This is a genomic window from Chitinophaga sp., from assembly GCF_035761305.1.
In the GTDB taxonomy this organism is placed as follows: domain Bacteria; phylum Bacteroidota; class Bacteroidia; order Chitinophagales; family Chitinophagaceae; genus Chitinophaga.
The window spans coordinates 1-24,804 of the sequence record NZ_DASTRI010000076.1 but is presented as its reverse complement, the minus strand read 5'-3'; the positions used below and the strand labels follow the sequence as shown (position 1 = coordinate 24,804).

General features: G+C 51.5%; 24 protein-coding genes and 1 pseudogene. 13 read left to right on the top strand and 12 right to left on the bottom strand.

Annotation, left to right across the window (positions count from 1 at the left end; genetic code table 11):
- Window positions 1–146: 146 nt before the first annotated feature.
- The 3 genes from metE (at window position 147) to VFS25_RS06920 (ending at window position 3,234) form a co-directional block, all read left to right on the top strand.
- Window positions 147–2,471, top strand: a complete 2,325-nt coding sequence (metE, locus tag VFS25_RS06930; RefSeq protein ID WP_326461399.1) for a 5-methyltetrahydropteroyltriglutamate--homocysteine S-methyltransferase — start codon at window positions 147–149, stop codon at window positions 2,469–2,471.
- 122 nt (window positions 2,472–2,593) lie between these two features.
- Window positions 2,594–2,836: a cysteine-rich CWC family protein gene (locus tag VFS25_RS06925; protein WP_326461398.1), complete on the top strand. Its 243-nt coding sequence runs from the start codon at window positions 2,594–2,596 to the stop codon at window positions 2,834–2,836.
- 5 nt (window positions 2,837–2,841) lie between these two features.
- Window positions 2,842–3,234 (top strand): acyl-CoA thioesterase, encoded by a 393-nt coding sequence (locus VFS25_RS06920; RefSeq protein ID WP_326461397.1) that lies wholly within the window; start codon window positions 2,842–2,844, stop codon window positions 3,232–3,234.
- Window positions 3,235–3,350: 116 nt separating this feature from the next.
- On the opposite strand, the gene VFS25_RS06915 is transcribed toward VFS25_RS06920, so the two are convergent.
- Complete coding sequence (locus VFS25_RS06915; protein ID WP_326461396.1) at window positions 3,351–3,779, bottom strand: peptidylprolyl isomerase; 429 nt, start codon at window positions 3,777–3,779, stop codon at window positions 3,351–3,353.
- A gap of 236 nt (window positions 3,780–4,015) precedes the next feature.
- On the opposite strand from VFS25_RS06915, the gene fmt reads away from it, so the two are divergent.
- The gene (fmt, locus tag VFS25_RS06910) at window positions 4,016–4,948 is read left to right on the top strand and encodes a methionyl-tRNA formyltransferase (RefSeq protein ID WP_326461395.1); all 933 of its coding nucleotides are present in this window, start codon (window positions 4,016–4,018) and stop codon (window positions 4,946–4,948) included.
- Window positions 4,949–4,985: 37 nt separating this feature from the next.
- Window positions 4,986–5,639: a VOC family protein gene (locus VFS25_RS06905; RefSeq protein WP_326461394.1), complete on the top strand. Its 654-nt coding sequence runs from the start codon at window positions 4,986–4,988 to the stop codon at window positions 5,637–5,639.
- 141 nt (window positions 5,640–5,780) lie between these two features.
- Here VFS25_RS06905 and VFS25_RS06900 read toward each other — a convergent pair whose 3' ends face one another.
- From VFS25_RS06900 to VFS25_RS06880, 5 genes are all read right to left on the bottom strand, one after another.
- Entirely contained in the window at window positions 5,781–6,812 is a 1,032-nt protein-coding gene (locus VFS25_RS06900) for a LysM peptidoglycan-binding domain-containing protein (protein ID WP_326461393.1), read from the bottom strand.
- Between the two features lie 115 nt (window positions 6,813–6,927).
- On the bottom strand, window positions 6,928–8,325 hold the full coding sequence (locus tag VFS25_RS06895; RefSeq protein WP_326461392.1) for a methyltransferase RsmF C-terminal domain-like protein: 1,398 nt from the start codon (window positions 8,323–8,325) through the stop codon (window positions 6,928–6,930).
- Between the two features lie 178 nt (window positions 8,326–8,503).
- Window positions 8,504–9,901 (bottom strand): NAD(P)(+) transhydrogenase (Re/Si-specific) subunit beta, encoded by a 1,398-nt coding sequence (locus VFS25_RS06890; RefSeq protein ID WP_326461391.1) that lies wholly within the window; start codon window positions 9,899–9,901, stop codon window positions 8,504–8,506.
- Between the two features lie 3 nt (window positions 9,902–9,904).
- Window positions 9,905–10,180, bottom strand: a complete 276-nt coding sequence (locus VFS25_RS06885) for an NAD(P) transhydrogenase subunit alpha (protein WP_326461390.1) — start codon at window positions 10,178–10,180, stop codon at window positions 9,905–9,907.
- A 21-nt stretch (window positions 10,181–10,201) separates the two neighbouring features.
- Window positions 10,202–11,287, bottom strand: a complete 1,086-nt coding sequence (locus VFS25_RS06880) for a Re/Si-specific NAD(P)(+) transhydrogenase subunit alpha (RefSeq protein ID WP_326461389.1) — start codon at window positions 11,285–11,287, stop codon at window positions 10,202–10,204.
- A 95-nt stretch (window positions 11,288–11,382) separates the two neighbouring features.
- Here VFS25_RS06880 and VFS25_RS06875 point away from each other — a divergent pair, with 95 nt between their 5' ends.
- The gene (locus VFS25_RS06875) at window positions 11,383–11,811 is read left to right on the top strand and encodes a DoxX family protein (protein ID WP_326461388.1); all 429 of its coding nucleotides are present in this window, start codon (window positions 11,383–11,385) and stop codon (window positions 11,809–11,811) included.
- A 40-nt stretch (window positions 11,812–11,851) separates the two neighbouring features.
- Here the strand turns inward: VFS25_RS06875 and hemG are convergent, their stop codons facing one another.
- Together hemG and hemH are read right to left on the bottom strand one after the other, a co-directional pair.
- Window positions 11,852–13,192 (bottom strand): protoporphyrinogen oxidase, encoded by a 1,341-nt coding sequence (hemG, locus tag VFS25_RS06870; RefSeq protein WP_326461387.1) that lies wholly within the window; start codon window positions 13,190–13,192, stop codon window positions 11,852–11,854.
- Window positions 13,193–13,205: 13 nt separating this feature from the next.
- The gene (hemH, locus tag VFS25_RS06865) at window positions 13,206–14,240 is read right to left on the bottom strand and encodes a ferrochelatase (RefSeq protein WP_326461386.1); all 1,035 of its coding nucleotides are present in this window, start codon (window positions 14,238–14,240) and stop codon (window positions 13,206–13,208) included.
- A gap of 213 nt (window positions 14,241–14,453) precedes the next feature.
- Here hemH and hemA point away from each other — a divergent pair, with 213 nt between their 5' ends.
- The 7 genes from hemA to hemL all read left to right on the top strand — a co-directional run bounded on the left by hemA (window position 14,454) and on the right by hemL (window position 21,831).
- Window positions 14,454–15,707: a glutamyl-tRNA reductase gene (gene hemA, locus VFS25_RS06860; RefSeq protein WP_326461385.1), complete on the top strand. Its 1,254-nt coding sequence runs from the start codon at window positions 14,454–14,456 to the stop codon at window positions 15,705–15,707.
- A gap of 8 nt (window positions 15,708–15,715) precedes the next feature.
- Window positions 15,716–16,639 (top strand): hydroxymethylbilane synthase, encoded by a 924-nt coding sequence (gene hemC, locus VFS25_RS06855; RefSeq protein WP_326461384.1) that lies wholly within the window; start codon window positions 15,716–15,718, stop codon window positions 16,637–16,639.
- A complete protein-coding gene (locus VFS25_RS06850; RefSeq protein WP_326461383.1) occupies window positions 16,626–17,351 on the top strand; it encodes a uroporphyrinogen-III synthase in 726 nt (241 codons plus the stop codon). The genes hemC and VFS25_RS06850 overlap by 14 nt, the downstream gene beginning before the upstream one ends.
- Window positions 17,352–17,360: 9 nt before the next feature.
- Window positions 17,361–18,386: a uroporphyrinogen decarboxylase gene (gene hemE, locus VFS25_RS06845; protein ID WP_326461382.1), complete on the top strand. Its 1,026-nt coding sequence runs from the start codon at window positions 17,361–17,363 to the stop codon at window positions 18,384–18,386.
- 167 nt (window positions 18,387–18,553) lie between these two features.
- A complete protein-coding gene (hemF, locus tag VFS25_RS06840; protein WP_326461381.1) occupies window positions 18,554–19,465 on the top strand; it encodes an oxygen-dependent coproporphyrinogen oxidase in 912 nt (303 codons plus the stop codon).
- 94 nt (window positions 19,466–19,559) lie between these two features.
- Complete coding sequence (gene hemB / locus VFS25_RS06835) at window positions 19,560–20,528, top strand: porphobilinogen synthase (protein WP_326461380.1); 969 nt, start codon at window positions 19,560–19,562, stop codon at window positions 20,526–20,528.
- 10 nt (window positions 20,529–20,538) lie between these two features.
- On the top strand, window positions 20,539–21,831 hold the full coding sequence (hemL, locus tag VFS25_RS06830; protein WP_326461379.1) for a glutamate-1-semialdehyde 2,1-aminomutase: 1,293 nt from the start codon (window positions 20,539–20,541) through the stop codon (window positions 21,829–21,831).
- A 55-nt stretch (window positions 21,832–21,886) separates the two neighbouring features.
- Here the strand turns inward: hemL and VFS25_RS06825 are convergent, their stop codons facing one another.
- The 4 genes and pseudogenes from VFS25_RS06825 to VFS25_RS06810 all read right to left on the bottom strand — a co-directional run.
- Entirely contained in the window at window positions 21,887–22,441 is a 555-nt protein-coding gene (locus VFS25_RS06825; RefSeq protein WP_326461378.1) for a FecR family protein, read from the bottom strand.
- A gap of 116 nt (window positions 22,442–22,557) precedes the next feature.
- Entirely contained in the window at window positions 22,558–23,316 is a 759-nt protein-coding gene (locus tag VFS25_RS06820) for a dienelactone hydrolase family protein (protein WP_326461377.1), read from the bottom strand.
- Window positions 23,317–23,546: 230 nt separating this feature from the next.
- Window positions 23,547–24,344, bottom strand: a complete 798-nt coding sequence (locus VFS25_RS06815; protein WP_326461376.1) for an O-methyltransferase — start codon at window positions 24,342–24,344, stop codon at window positions 23,547–23,549.
- A 61-nt stretch (window positions 24,345–24,405) separates the two neighbouring features.
- A pseudogene (locus VFS25_RS06810) lies at window positions 24,406–24,804 on the bottom strand (glycosyltransferase family 2 protein); the annotation flags it as partial.

Below are 24,804 nucleotides of genomic sequence, written 5' to 3'. Positions count from 1 at the left end.
TACAAAAAACCAAATTTTAAATATTTCACTATTTATTTGTACCACACATGTAGGTTTGCATAGAAAAATAGCATGCATTTGATAACAATGCAAATAAGCATGCGGAAAGTTGCCCCTATTTTTTTATCATTTAAATTGTTGCAAGTATGCAAACCAATGTTCTTGGCTATCCGCGTATTGGTAGCCAGCGTGAATTGAAAAAGGCATGCGAAGCCTACTGGGCGGGCAAAATGTCTTTAGAGAAATTACAGCTCACTGCCCGGCAGCTCCGCCGGCAGAATTGGGAAACCCTGCAGCAGGCAGGCATTGACCTGATCCCTTCCAACGACTTTTCACTGTACGACCAGGTGCTGGATATGTGCCTGATGACCGGCGTAATACCCGCCCGTTTTCAGCTGCTGATGGCCAGCCTGGCCAGCGCCGGCAGTCCTGAGCTATACTTTGCCATGGCCAGGGGCTACCAAAAGAATGGCATGGACATTACCGCCATGGAAATGACCAAGTGGTTCGACACCAACTATCATTACCTGGTGCCTGAATTTGACGCCAGCCAGCAATTCCGCGTGCTTTCTGCCAAATGCGTGGATGAGTTTAAAGAAGCACAGTCGCTGGGCATACATACCAAACCTGTGCTGCTGGGGCCTGTGAGCTTTTTGCTGCTGGGGAAAATAAAAGACGCCGGCCTGCACCCTGCCACGCTGTTGGATCAGCTGCTGCCGGTGTATATACAGCTGCTGCAGCAATTGCAGCAGGCCGGCGCTACCTGGGTACAGTTGGATGAGCCCTGCCTGGTGCTGGACCTTACACCTGAACAACAGGAATTTTACCATCATGTATATACGAAAATAAACACGGCCCTGCCTTCCCTGCAAATACTGCTGGCCACCTATTTTGGCAGCCTGCAGGAAAATACCGCCCTGGCGCTGCGGCTGCCGGTACAGGCGCTGCATATTGACCTGGTGCGCGCACCGGAACAGCTGGATGCGGTGCTGCAGCAATTACCGGCAGATAAACAGTTATCCCTGGGCGTTGTGAACGGCCGTAATATCTGGAAGAACGATTACGCGCAATCCCTGCAGCTGGTAACAAAGGCCGTTGCGGCTATTGGCGCGCAGCGGGTAATGCTGGCGCCCTCCTGCTCATTGCTGCATACGCCGTACGACCTGGCGCTCGAAAAAGACGAACAGGCGCTGCCCTCCCAAATCAAGGGCTGGATGGCCTTTGCCCGCCAGAAGGTGCAGGAGCTTTCGGAGCTGAAAGATATACTGAACGGCCATGAAGCGCTGCTGGAAGCCAACCGTAAAAGCCTGTACGAAAAAAGTACGGCCTCCATTGTACATAAACCTGCCGTAAAGGAAAGAGTGGCCGCGCTTACCGCCGCAGACGCTATGCGCCGGCATCCCTTTCCCGTGCGGCAGCAGCTGCAGGAAAAAGTATTACAGCTGCCCCTGTTCCCCACCACCACTATCGGCTCTTTTCCGCAAACAGCAGAGATCCGCAAGCTGCGGGCCGACCTGAAGAAAGGCAGCATTACGCCCGCTGAGTATGATGCCGCTATTCGCAGGGCCATACGGGATGCCGTGCAATGGCAGGAAAGCCTGCGCCTGGATGTGCTGGTGCACGGCGAGTTTGAGCGGAACGATATGGTTGAATATTTTGGTGAGCAGCTGGAGGGATTTGTATTTACACAAAACGGCTGGGTACAGAGCTATGGCTCCCGCTGTGTAAAACCGCCGGTTATTTACGGAGATGTGGAGCGCAGCCGGCCTATGACCGTACAATGGAGCCGCTATGCGCAGTCCCTTACCCATAAACCCATGAAAGGCATGCTTACGGGGCCGGTAACTATTTTACAGTGGTCTTTTGTGCGCGACGACCAGCCCCGTGCAAACACGGCCCTGCAGATTGCGCTGGCCATCCGTGATGAAGTAAAAGACCTGGAAAACGCCGGTATTAAAGTGATACAGGTAGATGAACCGGCCATCCGTGAAGGGCTGCCCCTGCGCAAAGCCCAATGGGCCGCCTACCTCGACTGGGCGGTGAAAGCCTTCCGCGTATCTGTGTCGTGCGTGAAAGACGAAACACAGATACACACGCACATGTGCTACTCCGAATTCAATGACATTATTGATCACATTGCGGCTATGGATGCAGATGTGATTACCATTGAAACCTCCCGCTCGCAAATGGAGCTGCTGGAAGCATTTGCCGCGTTCCGCTACCCCAATGAAATTGGCCCCGGCGTGTACGACATTCACTCGCCCCGCGTGCCTACGGTACAGGAAATGACGGCGCTGCTGGAGAAAGCCGCGCAATTGCTGCCTGCCCGTAATCTTTGGGTAAACCCTGACTGTGGCCTTAAAACCCGTAAATGGCCTGAAACAGAGCAGGCCCTGCGCAACATGGTAGCAGCGGCGGGCAGATGTGCAGATATGCAAATGTGCGGATGTGCAGATGACGAAAAGAGATGAGTGGATAAGTAGATGATGGATGTGCTATAGAATAAGTTGTATTAATTCAGTACATTTATTTCATCTAATATCGTGTTCAATACATTTGCACATCTGCATATTTGCACATTCGCACATTGATTATGCCTTGTCATGAAACCGTTACCTGCCCTTGCTGTAAAGCTGCTTTTGAGTGCCGCGTAGGCACTATTCTGCGCTGCCAGTGCCAGCAGGTGCCGTTAACAGAAGACGAGCGCCAGTACATTAGCGAACGTTTCAGCGGTTGCCTGTGCGCTGCCTGTTTGCAGGCCATGAAACTGGGCTACAGGCAGGAAAAGTTTAAACAGCGGCTGCAAAATATTTTTACCTTATCCGGAAAGCGATAAACAGCATGCCATACGAAGATCAGATTGCCCGTTCCGTTACCCGTATTTACAAGGCGGTATTTCCGAATACTGTAAACCATTATGATACCATGTTTGGCGGCACCGCCATGCAGCTGATGGATGAAGTAGCTTTTATTACCGCCACACGTTTTACCCGCATGCGGGTAGTAACGGTTTCCAGTGACCGTATAGATTTTAAAAAGCCCATTCCGCATGGCACAATTATAGAGCTGGTAGGCGAAGTAATACATGTAGGCAAAACCAGCCTGCAGGTGCGTGTAACCGTATACGTGGAGCAGATGTATGCCAATCACCGGGAAAAAGCCATTGAAGGCACTTTCGCATTTGTAGCCATTGATGATATGAAACGCCCTACAGTAATAGTGCTGCCGGAATAGCTGTTAGCATACTAAAACAAAGCGGCTGCACCGAAACCGATGCAGCCGCTTTGTTAATATTCATCTAATTACAAATTACCAATCATCATTCGCAATTCGTAATTGATAATCCGTAATTACTTTATCTCTACCAGCTCAATGTCGAAGATCAGGTCTTCGCCGGCCAGCGGATGGTTGGCATCCAGCGTAATGTACTCTGTGCTTACGCCGGCTACTTTTACCGGGAATACCTGGCCCTGCGCATTGCTCATTTGCAGCTCCATGCCTACTTCCGGCTTCAGGTCGGGCGGCATGTTGGCTTTCGGATATTCCATGATCAGCTCATCGCTTTTGGGACCATAAGCCTGATCCACAGGGATCTCCAATCTTTTTTTATCGCCAACCTTCATCTCCAGCACGCCTTTATCAAAACCTTTGATCACCATGCCAGCGCCTACCTTAAATTCAAGCGGTTCCCTGCCTTCGGAGGAGTCAAATGTAGCCCCGCTGATTAAGGTACCGTGATAATGTACGCGTACGGTATCCCCGTTTTTAACTGTTTGCATAACTAATAGTAATTAAGTGTTAACAGATGATGTCTTCCCGCAAGGTAATGAAAAAAGATCATGGCGCACAAACTCAGCAATCCGTATTTTTACAGGTTATTTACAGGCAACGCCCTGAAAAGCGCTTCACAACTGGTTTTTATTACAGCCGTTATAGCTGTTTGCTAAAATAGCTGGCGGCATACAGGAATGATTGCGAGCTGTTTTTAATTGTTAATTTTAATTATTTGTTATAAATGATCGATAAGAAAGACCTCCGCATTGTATTTATGGGTACACCTGACTTTGCTGTTGCCTCGCTGGACAAGCTGATACAGGATGGCTACCAGGTAGTGGGCGTAATTACCGCGCCGGATAAGCCCGCTGGCCGCGGGTTGCAGCTGCAGGAAAGCGCGGTAAAAAAATATGCGGTGGCCAAGGGGCTGCATGTATTGCAGCCCGAAAAGCTGAAAAATCCTGCTTTCCTGGAAGAGCTGGCTGCTTTAAAAGCCCATCTGCAGGTAGTGGTGGCTTTCCGCATGCTGCCGGAGGCAGTATGGAATATGCCGCCCCTTGGCACCATTAACGTACATGCTTCACTGTTACCCGATTACCGGGGGGCAGCGCCCATTAACTGGGCCATCATCAATGGCGAAAAAGTATCGGGCGTTACCACCTTTAAGCTTCAGCATGCCATTGATACCGGTAATATACTGTTCAACGCAGCCGTACCTGTTACGGAAGATGAAACCGCCGGTGAGCTGCACGATGCGCTGATGCATACCGGCGCCCAGCTGCTTTCACAAACCGTAGCTGCTATTGCAGCCGGCACTGCTGTTGAAAAACCGCAGCCTGCCCTGGACCCTTCACAAATAAAACACGCACCTAAAATATTCCGGGAAGACGGGCAAATTAACTGGCAGCAGCCTATTGACAAGGTTTACAACCTGGTGCGCGGCCTTAGCCCCTACCCCACTGCCTGGACTACCCTGCATGGTAAACAGCTGAAAATATTCAAAGCCGCCAAAGAGCGCGCAGTTCCCGCCGTTGCTCCCGGCGAGCCGGTAACGGATAACAAAACCTACCTGAAAATAGCTGCGGCCGACGGCTACCTGGTGCTGCACGAAATACAGCTGGAAGGCAAGAAAAAGATGGATGTGGAAGCGTTCCTGAGAGGAAACAGGATTTAAATGAATGCTTATATTTTTCAATTTTAAAAACTGCGTTATGACAGCTCCTATCCCCAACATTCAATGCCGCCAGCTGTTTCCTACACTGCTGGTTAAAGACATCAATGCAGCAGTTGAGTTCTATACCAACCGCCTGGGCTTTTCAACCAGGTTCACCTGGGGAGGCGACCCTCCAACTTACGCCGGCATGAATTTAGGCGATGTAACACTGCACCTTTCAAAGGGCACCCCTTTTGTAGAAGGGCCTTCAGAAGTGAACTTCATTGTAAACAATGCTGATCAGCTATACGAATTTCATAAGGCTAACGGGGTTGAAATAGCAGCTACGCTTGACGACCGGCCTTACGGTATACGCGACTATGCAGTAAAAGACCTTTATGGCAATCATTTAGGCTTTGGACACTACATTTATAACCAGGGCCCCCCGGTTGAAATTGAACGGGTAGATGTTCCTGTACGGCTCGAAAAACGTTTGGCTGCCCTGCTGCAGGACCTGGCCATACACAAAGGCATGAGCCTTTCCGAATGCCTGGAGGAAACATTGCTGCATACATTTGAGCGCGTGGGCGATACAGTTGCAAGCCCGCACACAATAGACACCCTCAACTATATACAGGAGCTAAAGAAAAGGCATAATATCGATTATGATACCCACGCCAGTTACAGGTTTGTAGAAAGAAATACCAATTAGCAGATTACGATCCCGCTAAACGGTACATGAAGTATAATGCAAGTACCTAAGGGCTGACAAAGAAGATAAATCTGAATAAACAAAAGGAATCCCTGCACATTTCACTGTACAGGGATTGTGGGCAGGAAGGGATTCGAGCCCTTAGTTTTCGTAGCTAAGCTCACAGTAAAACTTCGCCTCATTGGTGCCCAGCGCTTCCAGGGCAGAATCGCTCAGCTTAATGATCAAACCCGCATTCTGCTTCATTTGCGGAATAGCTTCCAGCACTTTTGCATAAATGGATTTACCGTTCAGCGGGTTGGTAACTTTTATAATAGTGCCGCGGGGAGCAGTGTTATGCAACGCATAATATTTACCCGGGCCCGCATTGCTCTTGAACCAGGCGCCGGGGCCTTTTTCGGTAGCTACTTTTTTACCGGCAGTCTGCTGCTCATACAGCTGCTCAAAGCTGGCGCCGGCCGGCGGCGGAGGCGGTGTAGCGGCAGCAGGCGCGGGAGCCGGTGCTGCAGCAGTGTGTGTGCTGGTGGGTGTCATATCCCTGTTATCACTTCCTGCATTGGCATTGGTAGTAACCGGCGGCGCAGGCGTTAATACGGATGATGATGCGGTTTCTTTCCCCGCAGCTGTATTGGTGCTGCTGGTGGCCGTTACCGGCGGTGCGGCCGCAGGGCTAACAGGCGCCGGCGCTGGTGACGATACAGGAGTTGATGCAGGCACAGCTGCGGGTGTGTGCGCTGCCACAGCCGCGCCATTACCGGAACCTTTCAGGTAACCCACTATCAGGTAGCTGTCTTTCTGCACGCCGTCGCCTGTAAAGTTATTCCAGTGGCGGATGTTATCCAGCGGCACCTTGTTATAGTTAACGCTGATGCGGTATAATGTTTCCTTCTCCGCTACTTTGTGATAAACAGGCTGCCCTCCGGCATTGCCGCCCTGCATAAAGTTGCTTTTGGTCAGCGGTATTTTTACCGTCTGGCCCAGCTGCAGGCCGCCGTCAAAAGCCAGGTTATTGGCTGCGGCAATTTCTTTGGGCGGCACGCTGTAGCTGCGTGAAAGACTATAAAATGTTTCTCCTTTGGTTACGGTATGCATTACATACAGGTCGGGTGCAGTGCCTTGTATCTCCAGCGGCGCCTGTGCCTGCAGATTTACTGTACCCAACAAAATTCCCATGATTATCAACAGTGATCTGACCATACTGACTCTTTTATAATGCTAAAACGCAATTTCCGGCAACGAATATATGTGTTAAATTGATAAATTTTGAACATCAATCATTGTGAAAACCTCAAATCTCTTTCAAAATACGGAGTTCTTTAGGATAATAATTGTTGATGCGGTTAGGCAGTACCTTGGCCCATCCCAGGGGCATCTGCTCGTACTGCATCAAAGCCCAGCCTTTTATGCCGGTAGGTACCGCCGGGTCTTCCTTGCGCAGGTATTGCAAGGCCTGCGTGTGGTTCAGCGTTACCCGTGGAATGCCGGCGGCCAGCAGGGTGCTCATGGCCAGCTGGTGATCCGGCACCAGCTCTTTCGCAGTCAGCTGCCCGGCTTTTACGCCGGCTTTCCGCAAATATAGCTGTTGTTGTAATAATGCCACTGCCGGTGTTAGCTGCGCAGGCAAAATAATAGCTTCGCCCTGGTGCTCCATCAGGAAAAGGGAGGCGGTATCATGCAGCCAGGAATACACTTTCTCCTGCTCTTTTTTAGGCAGCGCAGGCAAGGTATCTTTTTGCCGGCGGGCCGGCGCCGCCGTTTCATTGGTTTTGCGGAAGCAGGCAATAAAAAAACCTTCGCCCATTACCTGGTCGGGATAAAAGCGGTACCCTTCGCAATTTCGTTTATCCGAATGAGTGACTACAATATTCCATGCAGCCGGTACCTGCAGCGGTATATTTTCTGCACCCAGCTCATTACACAGCCAATCCATAATCACTTCATCTTCTTCTTTTGAATAAGAACAGGTGGAATAAATAAGCACGCCGTTCTCTTTTAATGCAGGCCATACATCGGCCAGGATGCGCTGCTGCCGCTGGCTGCACAGTGCTACGTTATCCGGCGACCATTCGGCTACTGCTTCGGGCTCGCGGCGGAAAAGGCCCGAGCCGGAGCAGGGCGCATCTACCACCAGCACATCAAAAAAGCCGGGCAGCCGCGACATATCCCGCGGGTCATTATTGGTAACCACCACATTTTGCGCACCCCAGCGGCTCATATTATCTGCCAGCAAACCGGCCCGCGCCCGTATCACCTCATTGGCTACCAGCAGGCTGCCGTTGGCAAGTATGGATTGCAGCAGCGTGCTTTTGCCGCCGGGTGCGGCGCACAGGTCCAGCACCTTTAAAGGCTGCAACAGGTTGCAGGTTTGGCGCATTGCATGCTCCAGGAACATAGAAGATGCTTCCTGCACATAATAAGCACCTGCATGAAAAAAAGGATTCAGCGTAAAAGAAGGGCGCTGCGGCAGGTAATAGCCGTATTGCGACCAGGGCACCGGCGCAGGCGGCGTGGGGCCGAGCGATTGCAGCACCTGTGCAGCAACAACCGCATCCGGCACTTTGGCCGGGTTTAAACGCAGGGAAGTAACGCGTTCCCCGCTGGCATGTACCTGTAAAAAGGCGGCTTCATTATAACCCGGAAGCTCCTGTAAGCTGGCTAACAGCGCTGCCGGCAAGTAAGTGGACAATAGCTAAAACTTTTGCACAAAAATAAAAAATTATTAGCCGCATCTGTAATTACGCGTTGCTGAAAAGCGGCGCTTTGCACGCAGTGCTGCCGTTATTGCGCCCGGGGCATTATGCGGCGCTGCAATTGCCGCCGGCGCCTTGCAGGCAGCATACCTGGTAAGTAGCCGGCAACACTGCTTACACCTGCTTTATTTCTGTGATCAGTTGCTGCAATACCTGCTTGGCATCGCCGAACAACATAGAGGTGCGGGGCTGAAAGAAAAGTTCGTTCTCGATACCAGCGTAGCCTGGTTTCATGCTGCGTTTATTTACGATCACCATTTTGGCGGTTTCCACTTCCAGTATAGGCATACCGTATATGGGACTGTCGGGGTCATTTTTAGCAGCGGGGTTTACCACGTCATTAGCGCCTAACACCAGCACCACATCGGTAGTTGGCAGGGATGCATTGGCCTGCTCCATTTCCAGCAGCTTGTCGTAAGATACATCTGCTTCTGCCAGCAGCACATTCATATGGCCAGGCATACGGCCGGCCACCGGGTGAATGGCATACAGCACGCTTACGCCTCTTTCTTCCAGCTGCTTTTCCAGCTCGTGGCAGGCATGCTGCGCCTGCGCCACCGCCAGTCCATATCCCGGCACTATCATTACTTTTTGCGCATAGGCCAGCACCACGGCAGCATCGGAAAGCGAGATAGCTTTGTACTGCCCCTGCTCTTTGGCCACACCGGCCCTAGCGCCGCCAAACGAGCCAATGAGCACATTTTTGAGCGAGCGGTTCATGGCCCTGCACATCAATATGGTAAGAATGGTGCCTGCGGAGCCTACCAGTATACCACCGGTAAGCATTACCTGGTTGTTGTATAAAAAACCGCCGCAGGCTGCGGCCACGCCGGTAAAAGAGTTCAGCAGGGAAATCACCACCGGCATATCGGCTCCGCCGATAGGCATTACAAACAATACGCCGTACACCAATGCCAGCGCCAGCACCACGTAAACCAAAAACCGGTGATGCAGCTGCATATTGTTATTGCCCGCCAGCAGCCAAACTGCACACCCCAGCATTACGGTAAGCACCACCAGGTTTACAATATGCTGGCCGTTAAATGCAAAGTCTTTAATGCGCCCGTTCAGCTTTCCCCAGGCAATCATGCTGCCTGCAAAGGAAACAGCGCCTATCATAAGGCCCAGGAGTATGGTTAACAGCTCGCCGGCAGGCATTCCGGTTTCACTTAAACGCCCGAATTCCACCAGTGATATAAGCGCGGCGCACGCGCCGCCGGTGCCGTTGAAAAGGCTTACCATTTCCGGCATGGCGGTCATTTTTACTTTTTTAGCCGCCAGCACGCCAATAATACCGCCAATGATCAGGCCCGTGAATATCCATCCGTAGTTATGCAGGCGTTGCCCGTTGTGCTCATACAGGAAAATAGTGCCCAGGATAGAAAGCGCCATGCCCGCTGCCGCTATCCAGTTGCCCTTGCGGGCCGTAGCAGGATGGCTGAGCATTTTAAGGCCAATGATGAACGTAACGGAGCCAAGCAGGTAAATGATGGATAACACGTCAACAGCCATAGCTTATTTTTTGGATTTAAACATTTCCAGCATCCGGTCTGTTACCACAAACCCGCCCACCACGTTCAACGTGCCCAGTATTACGGAGAGGAAACCCAGTATCAATGCAATGTAATCATCTGCTGCCGCCTCCCCCATCACAATGATAGCGCCGATGATCACAACGCCGTGAATGGCATTTGCACCGCTCATCAGCGGTGTATGCAGCACAGAAGGCACCCGGGATATTACTTCCACACCCAGGAAAATAGACAGAATAACGATGTATAAAAGCGACATAGCTTAGAGAATTACGGATTATCATTTGCCTCCCGCTACACAGGCGCGCTGCACAATATCATCATCAAAATCCGGGGCAGCTTCGCCATTGCGGATAATGAGCTGTAAAAAGTTGAACAGGTTACGGGCATACAGCTTGCTGGCGTCTGCCGGCATGGCAGCAGCCAGGTTGGAGTTGCCGATAATGGTAACGCCGTTATGATGTATAGTGCTGTTATTGACCGTAAGCGCAGTATTGCCGCCGGTTGCAGCTGCAAGATCCACTATTACGGCACCCGGACGCATGTTTTCCAGCATGGCTTGTGTAATCAGCTGCGGCGCCGGCTTACCGGGTATCTGCGCGGTAGTAATCACAATATCGGCTTTGGCAATGCTGGCCGCTATTTTCTCCTCCTGCCGGCGTTTATACGCTTCCGTTTGCTCTACCGCGTAACCGCCCGCGGCGGAAGCATCTGCTGCGCCTTCCACTTCAATAAAACGGGCGCCCAGGCTCATTACTTCTTCCTTAACAGCCGGGCGCGTATCAAACACCTCTACTACCGCACCTAAACGGCGGGCAGTGGCAATGGCCTGCAAACCGGCTACGCCGGCGCCTAATATCAATACCTTAGCCGGGGCAATGCTGCCTGCGGCGGTCATGAACATAGGGAAATAACGGCCATAGGTGTACGCTGCCAGCAGCACGGCTTTGTAGCCGGCAATATTGGCCTGGGAGCTAAGCACATCCATGCTTTGGGCGCGGGTGGTACGGGGAATGCTGTCGAGGCTGAAAATGGTAAGCTGCCGGGCTGCCGCCTGCTGCATATATTCCGTGTTATATAAGGGTTGATATACACCGGCCAGCATTTTACCGGCTGGTATGGCTTCCCATATAGCCGGCTCCGGTAGCTGTATGCTGAGGATCAAAGTTGCCTGCTGGATAATTTCAGCAGCAGGTTTAATAATGGCGCCGGCCTGCGTGTAGGCCTCATCGGGATAAAAAGCCAGGGCGCCGGCCTGGGGTGCTACCCACACGGTAACTGATTGCTGGACAAGCTGCTTTACGACTTCCGGTACTAAAGAAACACGTTGCTCGCCTGTTTTTTCTTTAAGAACTCCTGCAATCATCCGTTGGAATTTTATTAATGAAATTTAAATATTTTTTCCAACCTGTCCAATTCCGGTAAATTCAATCATTATTACCACGCAAAACTTTTAATACCATGAGCAATATTCCCACAAACACTACAGTCGGCAACCGGTCACGCGCCGTTGCCTACTGGCTGGTTACCGGTTTACTTGCTTTTGAGCTGGCCTACGGCGCCACCTGGGACCTGCGGCAGATACCGTTGGTACGGGATGTGGTAACGCACCTGGGCTACCCGGTATACCTGCTGCTGATCCTGGGAACATGGAAGCTGCTTGGGGCTATTGCGCTGGTGGCGCCGCGGCTGCTGCTGCTGAAAGAATGGGCGTATGCAGGCATCTTCTTTTTATTTTCCGGGGCATTATGCTCTCACCTGGCTGCCGGCGATAACTTCAGCAAATGGATATGGCCAACGGCATTTCTGGCGCTTAATATAGCCTCCTGGTTCTTACGGCCGCCATCGCGCCGTATACAACCGGTACACAACGCGCAGCATGGAGGCTGATTGCATGCAAAACCTGCTGCAGCGCCTGCGCCTGATGTTATTACCGGGCCAGCTTTTCCGCCAGCACCTGCGCCTGCTGGATAATAACCGGTACGGCCACGCCGCTGATGTAATTGCCGCTGATATGTATACCGGGGTAGTGCTGCTCAAAAGCCTGCACCGCCGCGCGCAGCTGCCGGTGGCCGGTGTTCAGCTGCGGAATAGCTTTTTCCCAGCGGCTGAAGCGCTGCAGCACCGGGGGTTGGGTTATGTGCAGCAAAGCCGTTAGCTCGTCAATTATCTTTTGCTGTAGCACAGCATCGCTCATCTCGTCAAAAAAATGTTCCTGCTGCACACCGCCGGTAAAAACCGTAAGCAATACTTTATCCCCCGGTGCACGGGAAGGAAATATTTCCGAATTACAAATCGCTCCCAGGAAATGCAGGCGCGCGGCCTGCGGCACCAAAAATCCAAAGCCCGCCGGCAGCTGCTGTACAGCGCTGCGCTCAAAACCAACATGCAGTACACCCATACGCGGGTAATACAACTGCTGTAACAGCTGTGCAGCAGCAGCATCCAGGCCCTGTATGGCAGCAGCGGCCGCATAGGCAGGCGTGGCAAATATCACACGGCCTGCCTCAATAGTTACCGTTTGCCCGTTGGCGTTATACTGTACGGCATAACCGCCGGTTGCCGGCGTAATACCGGTTATACGGCTGTTATACTGCACTGATGTTGTAAGCAACTGTTCCAGGCGCTTTACCAGCGTTTCATTACCGCCTTTGAAAGCTATTATTTTGCGGCCGCCCATCAGCCCTTTGTTTTTAAACAGCCCCTTTGTTACGCTGCCGTACTCCTGCTCCCACTTTGGCAAAAAGGGTAAAACTTCCTGTATAGATAAACGGGCAGGATCGCCGGCGTAAATGCCGGACAGGATGGGATCAAACAAAAGGTCGCAGATCTCTTTGTTAAAACGGCGCTGTACAAAGCTGGCCACGCTTTCCTCTGCTGCAGCGGGCTGCGGCCTGCGGAAACGTTCGGTGAACAAACGCCACTTGGCGCTGCCGCTGATGTATTTGGAGGATAATATTTTTACGGGGTGCGGCGATACAGGATGCAGGTGACCATCCTTTACCAGGAACCGGTTTTTGCTTACTGCCGCTGCTTCCATTACTTCCTGCTCCAGCCCTGTTTCCCTGATAAAGTCCATCGTGGCCGCTGTAGCGCCAATGGAATTAGGGCCGGCATCCAGTGTAAAACCATCCTGCCGGAGGGTGCGGAACACACCGCCGGGGGCATTGCCGGCTTCCAGCAGCAGGTAAGGCAGGTTGCGCCGCTGCAGCTCATAAGCAATGGTTAAGCCGGTTAAACCGGCGCCCGCAATAAGAATAGTGTTATTCATGAGGAAGGTGTTTTTAGCTGTTGGCTAACCCGCCGCACCACTTCACTATGGCCTGCACCCACAGGGGATGTATGTTCAGGCAGGGGATCATGGTAAAGCTGTCGCCGCCGTTGTTGATAAAGGTATGCCTGCCTTCAACGGCAATCTCCTCCAGCGTTTCCAGGCAGTCCGACACAAAAGCGGGACATGCTACCAGCAGCTTCTTTTTGCCTTCCCCGGGCAGCTCCTGCAAACGCGCAGCCGTGTAAGGCTGCAGCCACTGCTCGCGCCCCAGCCTTGACTGGAAAGATACGCTCCACTTATCAGCCGGCAATCCCAGCCTGGCCGCCACCAGCTCTGAAGTATTAATTACCTGGTGCCGGTAGCAGTATTCATGCGCGGCAGATTTTACATGGCAGCAGTCATTCATCTGCAGGCAGTGCTTACCGGTTACATCTCCCTTTCGTATATGCCGTACAGGCACGCCATGATAGCTGAACAGCACATGGTCATAATCCTGCTGCAAATAAGGACGCATGCTTTCCGCTACAGCATTGATGTAATCAGGCTCGTTATAGTAAGGTGGTATTACCGTAAGCTTAAACGGGTATTTTTTCTTCCTGTATATTTCTTTGGCGTATTCCGCTGCTGTTTCGTATGACGACATGGCATAGTGCGGGTATAGCGGCAGCAGCACCACCTCTTTCAGCTGCGGGTTCTCCTGCAATAGTTTATTATATGCAGCTTCAGGTGAAGGGTTGCCATAACGCATCGCTATTTCAACGGGCATCTGCAGATCATGCTGCACGGCCTTTTGCAGCTGCTGGGTTAACACGATTAAAGGAGAACCGTCTTCCCACCAGATAGAACGGTAAGCTTCCGCGGATTGGGGCGCGCGGCGCGGCACAATGATGCGGGTAACCAATAACCAACGTAACAGGTAAGGATAATCAATTACCCGTTTATCCATCAGAAATTCATTGAGGTAACGCTGTACATCCGGAACCGCAGTGGAGTCGGGCGATCCCAGGTTCATCAGCACTACGCCTACATCAGATCTTGCTTCCATTTATCAGAAATTGTTGCAAAAGTAACGGTTCTGATTTGTGAACAAGCAATGAAATGTCATACAATTGTTAGAATACCATTGCCGCAAAGCTGATAAAAATCATTTTTTTATACACCTTACTACCATGAGTAGAAATGACACACTAATGACAGCTAAATGCCTTTTGTTGCTGCACATGCGAGTATTTTTGCAGCCGGAAGCTTATATACTAAAATGCAGGTTGCGTACACAAAGGATATTGCCAACTTTCACAGTGTTGGGATCAACTACAAAAAAACAGATGCTGCTATCAGGGGATTATTTGCCATCAGTCAGGCACAATATCTCACCATCCTGGAGCACGCAAAAGCTGCGCAACTGGACGACCTCTTTGTACTTTCTACCTGTAACAGAACAGAAATATACGGTTTTGCACCCAGCGCACAGCAGCTGATGGAAGTATTGTGCAAGGAAACCAACGGCGATTGCAACCTGTTTGCGCAGCTGGCATATGTACGCTCCGGTGAAGATGCCGTAAAGCACCTGTACCATGTAAGCACCGGACTCGATTCACAAATACTGGGCGATTACGAAATTGTAGGGCAAATACGTAACGCATCCCGCTTTGCCAAAACCAACGGCTGCTTGGGCGGCTTTTCCGAAAGGCTGGTGAACAGCGTGCTGCAGGTATCTAAATTAATTAAGAACGAAACAGGCCTTAGCGCCGGCACTGTATCGGTGGCTTTTGCCACCATACGCCTGCTGGAAAAAAAGATGCCTGACATAAAAAATAAAAAGATTGTGCTCGTAGGCGTGGGCAAAATAGGCCGCAACACCTGCAAGAACATGATCAGCTACCTGGGCGCGCAGGACATTACCCTCATTAACCGCACCGCTTCTGTAGCCGCGGATTTTGCCTGTGTACACGGCTTAAAGTTTGCGCCCTATGAAGAAATGGCGGCGGTGCTGCAGCAGGCCGATGTAGTGCTGGTGGCCTCCAACGCGCCGCAGCCAACTGTGCTGGCCGCTCATTTTAAAGGCGCATCGCCCAAACTGGTGATTGACCTTTCCATTCCCTTTAACGTGGAACCTGCCGTAGGCAAGCTGCCGGGAGTAGAGCTGGTGAATGTAGACGAGCTTTCCAGGATACAGGACGAAACCCTGCAAATGCGCATGAAAGAAGTGCCCCGCGCACAGGAGATCATTGACGAGCATATGGCGGAGTTCCTGTACTGGTATAAAATGCGTAAGCATGCCGTAGTGCTGAAAGCAGTAAAAGATAAGCTGCAGGAAATACACACCCGCGAAATACAGCAGCAAAAGAACGGCGCCCGCTACGACCTGGAAGATATGGAGGAAGTATCTTCCCGCATCATACAAAAAATGATCAACCTCATGGCAGGCAAGGTGCGCAAGGAAACCGAAAAAGGCGATCAGTACATTGCTATGATCAACGACATTTTTGACACTGGCATAAACCAGGATTAATACAATTCATGCAAAAAGAAATACGGATAGGCACCCGGGAAAGCCAGCTGGCCTTGTGGCAGGCTAACCTGGTAAAGGACCTGCTAACTGCACAAGGCCACACTGCCACGCTGGTGCCCATTAAAAGCGAAGGAGATATAGACCTGGTTACCCCGCTGTATGAAATAGGCGTACAGGGCATTTTTACCAAAACCCTGGATATTGCCCTGCTGAATAACCGTATTGATATTGCAGTGCACTCGCTCAAAGACGTTCCTACCCAGTTACCGGAAAATATAGTACCCGCAGCCGTGCTGGAAAGAGGCCCGGTAAAAGACCTGTTGGTGTACAAGCACGACACTGCCTTTTTACAGCAGGCCGGCTATATCGCCAATATCGCCACCAGCAGCCTGCGGCGTAAGGCCCAGTGGCAACGCCGTTTTCCGCAGCACCACATACATAATTTAAGAGGCAACGTGAATACCCGGCTGAAAAAGCTGACCGATGAAAACTGGGATGCTGCTATTTTTGCCGCCGCCGGCCTGGAACGGATTCACCTGCGCCCCGAGCACTCCCTGGAGCTGGACTGGATGCTGCCCGCTCCTGCGCAAGGGGCAGTAGTGGCCGTATGCCGGGAAGATGACGTCTTTTGCCGCGAAGCCTGCGCACCATTGCACCATGCTGCCACCGCGCTGTGCACACAGGTAGAAAGGGATTTCCTGCGCACGCTGATGGGCGGCTGTACCACCCCTATCAGCGCCTATGCGCATATTGAAGGCGATACCCTGCATTTTGCCGCAGAGCTGAGCAGCCTGGACGGGCAAACTTTCCTGGAAACCACCCGGCAGGTACCGGTACAGCAGGCAGCAGACCTGGGAAAAACCGCCGGTAACGACATACTGGCCCGGGGTGGCCATGAGATAGTAGCAGCCATAAAAAATGCAACAAAATAAACGTACGCGCATATTATGCACCAGGCCTTTGCGTGACAGCCTGCTGGAAACGGCAGCCGCATATGGGCTGGATGTAACCGTGCAGTCGTTTACAACAATACATCCCGTTGTAACGGAAAACGTGTGGGCCGTTGTACAGCCGCTGCTGTCACAGCAGGTAACCGTGGTATTTACCAGCGCCCATGCCGTGGAGTGCCTGTGTAACCATTACCTGCACCGCCCCGATAGCCGCATGCCTGAGTGGGATATATGCTGCCTGGAAGCAGGCACGCTGCAGGCAGTGCAGCAGCATATGCCGCAATGCCGGGTAAAAGCTACGGCCGCCAATGCAACAGCGCTGGCCCATGCCATAGCCGCCATGCCAAACATACAGGAAGTGTATTTTATTTGCGGCCGCCAACGGCGCAATGAGCTGCCGGATATTTTGCAGCAGCACCACATTGCCGTGCACGAAATAGTGGTATACGAAAATGCAGCTGCGCCTGCAAAGCTAAACACCACTGGCTATGCCGGCGTGCTTTTCTTTAGTCCCAGCGCAGTGCACAGCTTTTTTTCCGTAAATACACTGCCTGCCGGCGCTGTTTGCTTTGCCATAGGCCATACCACCGGCAAAGCCCTGCAGGCAGCTACCAGTAACAAAATTATTGTGGGTGAACAAGCCAGCACCCTGGGCCTGCTAACCACCACCCGGGAATATTTTAACAACCTTTAACTGCAACGAATGAGCGATTTGAAGAATGATCTTTTGCTAAGAGCTTTACGCGGAGAAACAACAGCACGTACACCGGTATGGATGATGCGCCAGGCAGGCCGTTACCTGCCGGACTATATTAAGCTGCGTGATAAATATTCATTTTTTGAACGCTGTGAAACCCCGGAGCTGGCCACCGAAATTACGGTAATGCCGGTAGAGCAGGTAGGCGTGGATGCCGCCATCATTTTCTCCGATATACTGGTGGTACCGCAGGCAATGGGCATGGAAGTGCAGCTGGTTGAAAAAATGGGGCCTTTATTACCCGCGCCCATCAAAAGCGCTGCCGATCTTAAACGTATATGCGTACCGGATGTAAAGGACCGCCTGCATTATGTGTTTGACGCGCTGCGCCTTACCCGGCAAACCCTGGCCGGCCGCGTGCCGCTGATAGGCTTTGCCGGCGCACCGTGGACATTGCTGTGCTACATGGTGCAGGGCAAAGGTTCCAAAACATTTGATGAAGCCAAAGGTTTCTGCTACCAGCAGCCGCAGGTAGCACATCAGCTGCTGCAAATGCTCACTGATACCACCATTGCTTACCTGAAAGAGCAGGTAGCTGCCGGCGCAGATTGCGTGCAGCTGTTTGACTCCTGGGGCGGCCTGTTAAGCCCGGAAGATTTTGAAACCTTTTCACTGCAATATATGCGGCAGATCGTAGCGGCGCTGAAAGAGGTATGCCCCGTGATCATGTTTGCCAAAGGCGCCTGGTTTGCGCTGGAAGAAATGGCCGCCACCGGCGCGCACGGGTTAGGTATTGACTGGTGCATACAACCGCAGCGGGCACGCGCTTTTGCAGGCAATAATGTAACCTTGCAGGGTAACTTTGACCCGGCAAAGCTGCTGGGGCCTGTACCGGAAATTGAAAAGGCTGTAAAAGCCATGTTAAAGGCGTTTGGCCCCCAGCGGCATATTGCCAACCTGGGCCACGGCATTTTGCCCAATGTACCGGTAGACCATGCCCGCGCCTTTATAGACGCCGTGAAGAATAATTAATAATTAAAAATTAATAATTAATTGAGGGTGGAGGATGAAGACCAGATGTTAATTGTTAATTATTAATTTTCACTATTCATTAGGCATTATTAATTGAAAAGATGAAGACCGAATATGGTGCACACTGCAACTATTATTCATTATTCATCATTAATTGTTAATTAACAATGAGCGTAAAAGAACCATTCATATCATTCATACACAGCCTGCAGGATGAAATATGTACGGCGCTGGAGAATATAGATGGTAAGGCCGTTTTCCGCGAAGACCGCTGGGAGCGGCCTGGCGGCGGCGGCGGTAAAACGCGCGTAATTGCAGACGGTGCTGTGTTTGAAAAAGGCGGCGTAAATACCTCTGTGGTGCACGGCGCTTTACCGGAAGTAATGGCGCAGCAGTTTGGCGTACAGGACAGCCAGTTTATGGCCTGCGGCATTTCGCTGGTCATACACCCGCTGAACCCTTTTGTACCAACCGTACACGCCAACTTCCGCTACTTTGAGCTGTATGATAAAAACGGCGCACTGAAAGACAGCTGGTTTGGCGGCGGGGCCGATCTTACCCCCTACTACCTGTTTGAGGAAGACGGCCGGCATTTTCACCGCACCTTTAAAGCCGCCTGCGATCCCTTTGGGGAAGAGCTGTACCCGCTGTATAAAAAACATTGCGACGAATACTTTATCAATAAACACCGCAACAACGAAGCACGCGGCATAGGCGGCATTTTTTACGATTACCTGCGGCCGGATGCTGCACGCAGCGCCGAACAGCTGCTGCAGTTTTCACAGGCCAACGGCAAAGCCTTCCTGGATGCCTACCTGCCCATTGTGCACAAAACAAAGGATATACCTTTTACCGGTGCGCATAAAGACTGGCAGGAGTACAGGCGTGGCCGTTATGTAGAGTTTAACCTGGTCCATGACCGCGGTACCCTGTTTGGCCTGAAAACCAACGGGCGTATAGAGTCTATTTTAATGAGCCTTCCGCCCAGGGCCCGGTGGGAGTACAACTACCAGCCGGAACCCGGCAGCAAGGAAGCCGAGCTGCTGGAATATTTAAAACCACGGGATTGGGCCGGGTGAAAGAATGTAAAATGTTGAATGTAAAATGTAAAAGGCAGGCCACTTTTACATTCGTCATTTTACATTTTAGATTTAATATTTTAATTATTTGCTTATGATACGCAGAAACAGAATACTGAGAACCTCCCCGGCCATACGCGCCATGGTAGCGGAAACAATATTAACGCCAAGCGATTTTATTGCACCGCTGTTTATTACCGAAGGGGAAAATGTGAAGGAAGAGATCAGCTCCATGCCCGGCTATTTCCGCTACTCGCTGGATAATACTGTAAAAGAGGCCAAAGAGCTGTGGAGCATGGGCATTAAAAGCGTATTGCTGTTCATTAAGTGTGCAGATGAGCTGAAAGATAATTTAGGCACCGAAGCAATAAACCCGAACGGGCTGATGCAGCGCGCCATTAAAAGCATTAAGAACGCCATTCCTGAAATGGTGGTAATGACCGATGTAGCGCTGGACCCATACTCCTCCTTCGGGCACGATGGTATTGTAAAAGACCAGGAAATCCTGAACGATGCTACCGTACAGGTGCTGGCCAAAATGAGCCTGAGCCACGCACAGGCCGGCGCCGATATTGTTGCGCCCAGCGATATGATGGACGGCCGCATACTGGCCATCCGCAACATACTGGAAGAAAACAATTTTGACAAGGTGGGCATTATGGCCTACAGCGCCAAATATGCCTCCTGCTTTTACGGCCCCTTCCGTGATGCGCTGGACTCTGCCCCCGGCTTCGGCGACAAAAAAACCTACCAGATGGATTACGCCAATAGCGCGGAAGCCATAAAGGAAACACTGATGGATGTGGAAGAAGGCGCGGATATTGTAATGGTAAAACCGGCCCTGGCCTACCTGGATATTATACGCATTATTAAAGACCGTGTAAACCTGCCGGTTAGCACCTATCATGTAAGCGGTGAGTATGCCATGATAAAGGCCGCCGCAAAAATGGGCTGGCTCAATGAGGAAAAAGCCATCCTGGAAGTGCTTACCAGCATTAAACGCGCCGGCGCCGACCTCATTGCTACCTATTTTGCAAAAGATGCCGTAAGATTGCTTCACTAAACCTAAACTCATGTATTTTCAAAGCAAACTGTTATTTGAAAAGGCGCAGGAGCTCATCCCCGGCGGGGTAAACTCGCCGGTGCGTGCTTTCAAAAGCGTAGGCGGTACGCCCGTATTTATGAAACACGCCAAAGGCGCTTACATGTATGATGTAGATGATGTGCGGTACATAGACTATATTAACTCCTGGGGGCCCATGATCCTGGGCCATGCCTATGAACCGGTGATAAAGGCCATACAGGAATACGCCGCTTACTCCACTTCATTTGGCGCGCCCACAGAGCTGGAAATAAAGGTGGCGGAGCTGATCGTGAAAATGGTGCCCAATATAGACCAGGTGCGGATGGTGAATTCCGGTACAGAAGCGTGTATGTCGGCCCTGCGGCTGGCGCGCGGCTATACCGGGCGTAACAAATTCATTAAGTTCGAAGGCAATTATCACGGCCATGCCGATGCATTCCTGGTGAGCGCGGGCAGCGGTGTAGCCACGCTCGACATACAATCAGTGCCCGGCGTTACGCAAACCGTAGCACAGGACACTTTAACAGCGCCCTACAATAACCTGCCCGCCGTTGAGCAGCTGATAGCCGACAACCCTGAGCAGATAGCCGCTATTATTGTAGAACCTGTAGCCGGTAACATGGGCTGCATACTGCCGCAACCGGGCTTCCTCGAAGGCCTGCGCCAGCTGTGCGATGCCAACGGCATACTGCTGATATTTGATGAGGTAATGACCGGCTTCCGCCTGGCAAGGGGCGGCGCCCAGGAGCTGTTCAATATCAAGGCCGACCTGGTTACGTTTGGCAAAATCATTGGCGGCGGTATGCCGGTAGGCGCTTTTGCCGGCCGACGTGAAATCATGCAGCAGATTGCCCCTGCCGGCAAAGTGTACCAGGCAGGCACCCTCAGTGGTAACCCCATAGCTATGATTGCGGGTTATACCACGCTGCAGATACTAAACGAGCATCCTGTTATTTACAGCCGGCTGGAAGAGAAAAAAGATTACCTGGTAAATGGTATGCATGAGGCATTAGGCGGCGCCGGTATCGTGCACCAGATTAATCACGTAGGATCCATGATGAGCGTACATTTTGCAGAATACCCCATTATTGATTTCAGCGCTGCCTCCGGCGCCAGCAATGAGCTGTTCAAAAGGTTCTTTCATGCCATGCTGGAACGCGGCGTGTACCTGCCGCCTTCTGCTTTTGAAAGCTGGTTCCTGAGCAACGCGCTCACCCAGGAAGACCTTGATTTTACGATAGACGCAACTAAAAAGGCCATCAAAGCCATTACAAATAGTTAACAAATCAATCCAAAGTGCAGTGTGGAAGTCCCGGCCGCAAGCCGGGACATTTTTTTTATTTGCGGGCCGCCTGTATTACCGGCATGCTGTTGCTGCTGTACTGCAGTGTTTCGCCTGGCAGCAGCAGGCGGTCCGGCAGCTTTTTATCCTTAAAGTGAACGTGAATGCTGCCTTTATCCAGGGTAACCTGTATGGTGTGGTTATAGGCCGCTACTTTAAAAGTGGTGCCCGTGGCAATAATATCCAGCACAGCAGTATGCACTACAAAAGGCTTCAGGTGCCGGCTGATTTCGGGTTTGCGCACCACCGAAAAAGCAGCTGCACCCCGCAGCCATACTTCCCGCTGGGCTGTTTCGGTAAAATGCTGGTGGTACCGGAGGGTGGTGGCAGCATCCATTACTACCTCAGAAGCATCGGGCAGCAATACTTTACGGTTATCGGTACTACCGGTGCGTACCTGCACCATGTTCATACCAAACCATTGCCATAAAATAAAGGAAAGTACAAAGAGCGCCACAGCCGCTACCCACATCCATTTGCCATACCAGAACTGGTGGCGGAATTTTTCATAGAAACTGGGAGGAACATCAAGAGTTTGATCCTGGCTCATATGGAAAATGCTTTACGCTAAACGTGGAAAGCCTTATGCTAATGCAGAAAGCTTTACACCCTGGCATCTTACATCAAGCATTTAGCGTTGTTCGCCGTAATTTACAAAAATCTCCTTTATTTCTTGTGGTGTTTGAATAACCAGGGTATGAGTTCAGGCTCTGCAAATGCGTTGTCCCAGCTGTTATGGCCAACACCCGGGTATTCCGTGTACTTCACTTCTCCGTGCAGCCGTTGCAGTGCGGCGTAAAAATCGCGGGAAAACTGCACCGGCACCACCGGGTCTGCGCCACCATGGAAGATCCATACGGGTATTTTACCGGCGTACCTGGCAGCGCTGGCAACATTGCCCGCGCCGCAGATGGGAAAGGCAGCGGCAAATACATCCGGGTAGCGCGCTATCATATCAAAGGTGCCCATGCCGCCTAAGGATAGGCCGCCAATGTACACGCGACTGGCATCTATTTTACCGGTTGCCAGCAGGCTGTCGAGCAGCGCTTTTACCAGCGCGCCGGGCGCAGGTTGCGGCACATCGTCGGGAAATTCGGCCCCTGTTACCTTGCCGGTGCTGTCGCGCCGGAGCCGGAAAGGCGCCCAGGTCATGCCGGGCGGGCATTGCGGAAATACAACAAAAGCCGGGAATGCCTGGCGTATGGAGTCTTTCAGGAAAAGGTCGCCGCCATGCAGCAGCTGCGCAGCATTATCCGTACCCCGCTCGCCGGAGCCATGCAGGAAAATAACGAGCGGATATTTTTTATGGGTATCGTAATGCAGGGGCGTAAGCATGCGATACCGCAGGGTGTCGCCACCGTTATAAAAGCGCTCGCGGCTATAGGCGCTCATATCCTGCGGCTGCATGTTATCCTGAGCCTGCATATACAATATATTCGTGAACGTTAGGGCAAATAGTATGAGGTAACGCATAGGTTAAATTACGAATTTTCAATTACGAATTACGAATGGATGCGATGTTTTTATTGTACCGGTGAAGTTTTACATTTCAATCCGGTAACTATACCAGTAAGTATAAAGATACAGCTATAAGCTATTAGTTGGAGTGTTAATACTTGCTTATCCGTCCGCTGCATTTCAATTCGTAATTCATATTAGTACTTTAACACAAACTCCTGCTTCACCTTTATTTCCGGCATAAAAAACACCAGGCCAATGAAAAACAGGTCAATGGTAAGGGTAACCCGCGGGTGCTGCTGAATGGTATGCCAGGCGGCTTCCATATCCGGTGTCCAGTGTATGTCGTCAAAAATAAACAGCGAGTGGTCGTGCGCCTGGGTAAGGCATTGCTCAAAATAAGCCAGGGTAGGCTCTTTACGGTGGTTGCCGTCGATAAACACCCAGTCCAGCCGGGGCTTTTCCCGCAGCAATGCAGGCAGCACCTCATCAAAATTGCCGGTGCGCTGCGTAATGTTCTTTATATGCAGCTGCTCAAAATTTTGCCGGGCGCGGGCCGCAATATTGGGGCAGCCTTCTATGGTAACTACCTGCGCGCCTGGTTTGGCCAAAGCCATGTATGCGGTGGAAAGGCCCAGGGAAGTGCCCAGCTCCAGCAGGTATTGTGGCTGCAGGTATTGCACCAGGCGGTAAAACAGCTGCCCGAACTTAGGCGGTTTGGCAGCATACTTTGCAATATCGCTCACTTTGCGCACATTACCGGCCCCCGTGAGGGAACCGGCGCCCAGGTCGGTTACGGTAAGTGTTTCCCTGCTTTGGCGCAATTGGACGCGCAGGGCCTCTACCTCCTTAAATGCGGCCGGCGTGCTTTTATCGCGCAGCACCTCCTCTACCAGGGCGTACACAAAAGGCGAATGCACATCGTGCCGGTTGCCGGCTGTAAAATAATAGTGCAGGTATTTTTTAGCGAATTGAAACTGATGTTGAAACCCCATATAAAGCTGTTAGCTGTGCGCCGGCCCTTAGCAGGTTGCTAACGGACAAGGCTGCAGCTGTTTAGTAAATTTTCCCTTTCATCCATCCCCACCGGTGCAGGCAATACTGCAGCGATACCCGCAGCACCCCTAAGCCATATATGCTGCTGCGTTTGAAGTTAATGCTGGATGCATCTTCAAAATACTTGGTGGGGCAGGTTACCTCTCCGATCTCAAACCCTTTCATAAATATCTGCGACAGCATTTCGTTATCAAAGATAAAATCGTCGCTGTTATCCATATAACGGATGCTTTCCAGCACATGCCGCGAAAAAGCCCGGTACCCGGTATGGTACTCACTCAGCTTCTCGTTAATAAGAATGTTCTGCGCCAGGGTAAGGATCCGGTTAAAAATGTATTTGTAAATGGGCATGCCCCCTTTCAGGGCCCCCTTTCCCAGGATGCGGGAACCTAACACCAC

What these genes read in the sequence shown, in the direction of transcription:
- fmt (WP_326461395.1), top strand. Translation starts at nt 4,016, where the DNA reads ATGATCGATAAGAAAGACCTCCGCATTGTATTTATGGGTACACCTGAC.
- hemC (WP_326461384.1), top strand. Translation starts at nt 15,716, where the DNA reads ATGCAAAAAGAAATACGGATAGGCACCCGGGAAAGCCAGCTGGCCTTG.
- VFS25_RS06880 (WP_326461389.1), bottom strand. Translation starts at nt 11,287, where the DNA reads ATGATTGCAGGAGTTCTTAAAGAAAAAACAGGCGAGCAACGTGTTTCT.
- metE (WP_326461399.1), top strand. Translation starts at nt 147, where the DNA reads ATGCAAACCAATGTTCTTGGCTATCCGCGTATTGGTAGCCAGCGTGAA.
- VFS25_RS06815 (WP_326461376.1), bottom strand. Translation starts at nt 24,344, where the DNA reads ATGGGGTTTCAACATCAGTTTCAATTCGCTAAAAAATACCTGCACTAT.
- VFS25_RS06905 (WP_326461394.1), top strand. Translation starts at nt 4,986, where the DNA reads ATGACAGCTCCTATCCCCAACATTCAATGCCGCCAGCTGTTTCCTACA.
- VFS25_RS06825 (WP_326461378.1), bottom strand. Translation starts at nt 22,441, where the DNA reads ATGAGCCAGGATCAAACTCTTGATGTTCCTCCCAGTTTCTATGAAAAA.
- hemG (WP_326461387.1), bottom strand. Translation starts at nt 13,192, where the DNA reads ATGAATAACACTATTCTTATTGCGGGCGCCGGTTTAACCGGCTTAACC.
- VFS25_RS06850 (WP_326461383.1), top strand. Translation starts at nt 16,626, where the DNA reads ATGCAACAAAATAAACGTACGCGCATATTATGCACCAGGCCTTTGCGT.
- hemE (WP_326461382.1), top strand. Translation starts at nt 17,361, where the DNA reads ATGAGCGATTTGAAGAATGATCTTTTGCTAAGAGCTTTACGCGGAGAA.
- VFS25_RS06915 (WP_326461396.1), bottom strand. Translation starts at nt 3,779, where the DNA reads ATGCAAACAGTTAAAAACGGGGATACCGTACGCGTACATTATCACGGT.
- hemH (WP_326461386.1), bottom strand. Translation starts at nt 14,240, where the DNA reads ATGGAAGCAAGATCTGATGTAGGCGTAGTGCTGATGAACCTGGGATCG.
- hemL (WP_326461379.1), top strand. Translation starts at nt 20,539, where the DNA reads ATGTATTTTCAAAGCAAACTGTTATTTGAAAAGGCGCAGGAGCTCATC.
- VFS25_RS06875 (WP_326461388.1), top strand. Translation starts at nt 11,383, where the DNA reads ATGAGCAATATTCCCACAAACACTACAGTCGGCAACCGGTCACGCGCC.
- VFS25_RS06900 (WP_326461393.1), bottom strand. Translation starts at nt 6,812, where the DNA reads ATGGGAATTTTGTTGGGTACAGTAAATCTGCAGGCACAGGCGCCGCTG.
- hemF (WP_326461381.1), top strand. Translation starts at nt 18,554, where the DNA reads ATGAGCGTAAAAGAACCATTCATATCATTCATACACAGCCTGCAGGAT.
- VFS25_RS06920 (WP_326461397.1), top strand. Translation starts at nt 2,842, where the DNA reads ATGCCATACGAAGATCAGATTGCCCGTTCCGTTACCCGTATTTACAAG.
- hemA (WP_326461385.1), top strand. Translation starts at nt 14,454, where the DNA reads ATGCAGGTTGCGTACACAAAGGATATTGCCAACTTTCACAGTGTTGGG.
- VFS25_RS06820 (WP_326461377.1), bottom strand. Translation starts at nt 23,316, where the DNA reads ATGCAGGCTCAGGATAACATGCAGCCGCAGGATATGAGCGCCTATAGC.
- hemB (WP_326461380.1), top strand. Translation starts at nt 19,560, where the DNA reads ATGATACGCAGAAACAGAATACTGAGAACCTCCCCGGCCATACGCGCC.
- VFS25_RS06890 (WP_326461391.1), bottom strand. Translation starts at nt 9,901, where the DNA reads ATGGCTGTTGACGTGTTATCCATCATTTACCTGCTTGGCTCCGTTACG.
- VFS25_RS06925 (WP_326461398.1), top strand. Translation starts at nt 2,594, where the DNA reads ATGCCTTGTCATGAAACCGTTACCTGCCCTTGCTGTAAAGCTGCTTTT.
- VFS25_RS06885 (WP_326461390.1), bottom strand. Translation starts at nt 10,180, where the DNA reads ATGTCGCTTTTATACATCGTTATTCTGTCTATTTTCCTGGGTGTGGAA.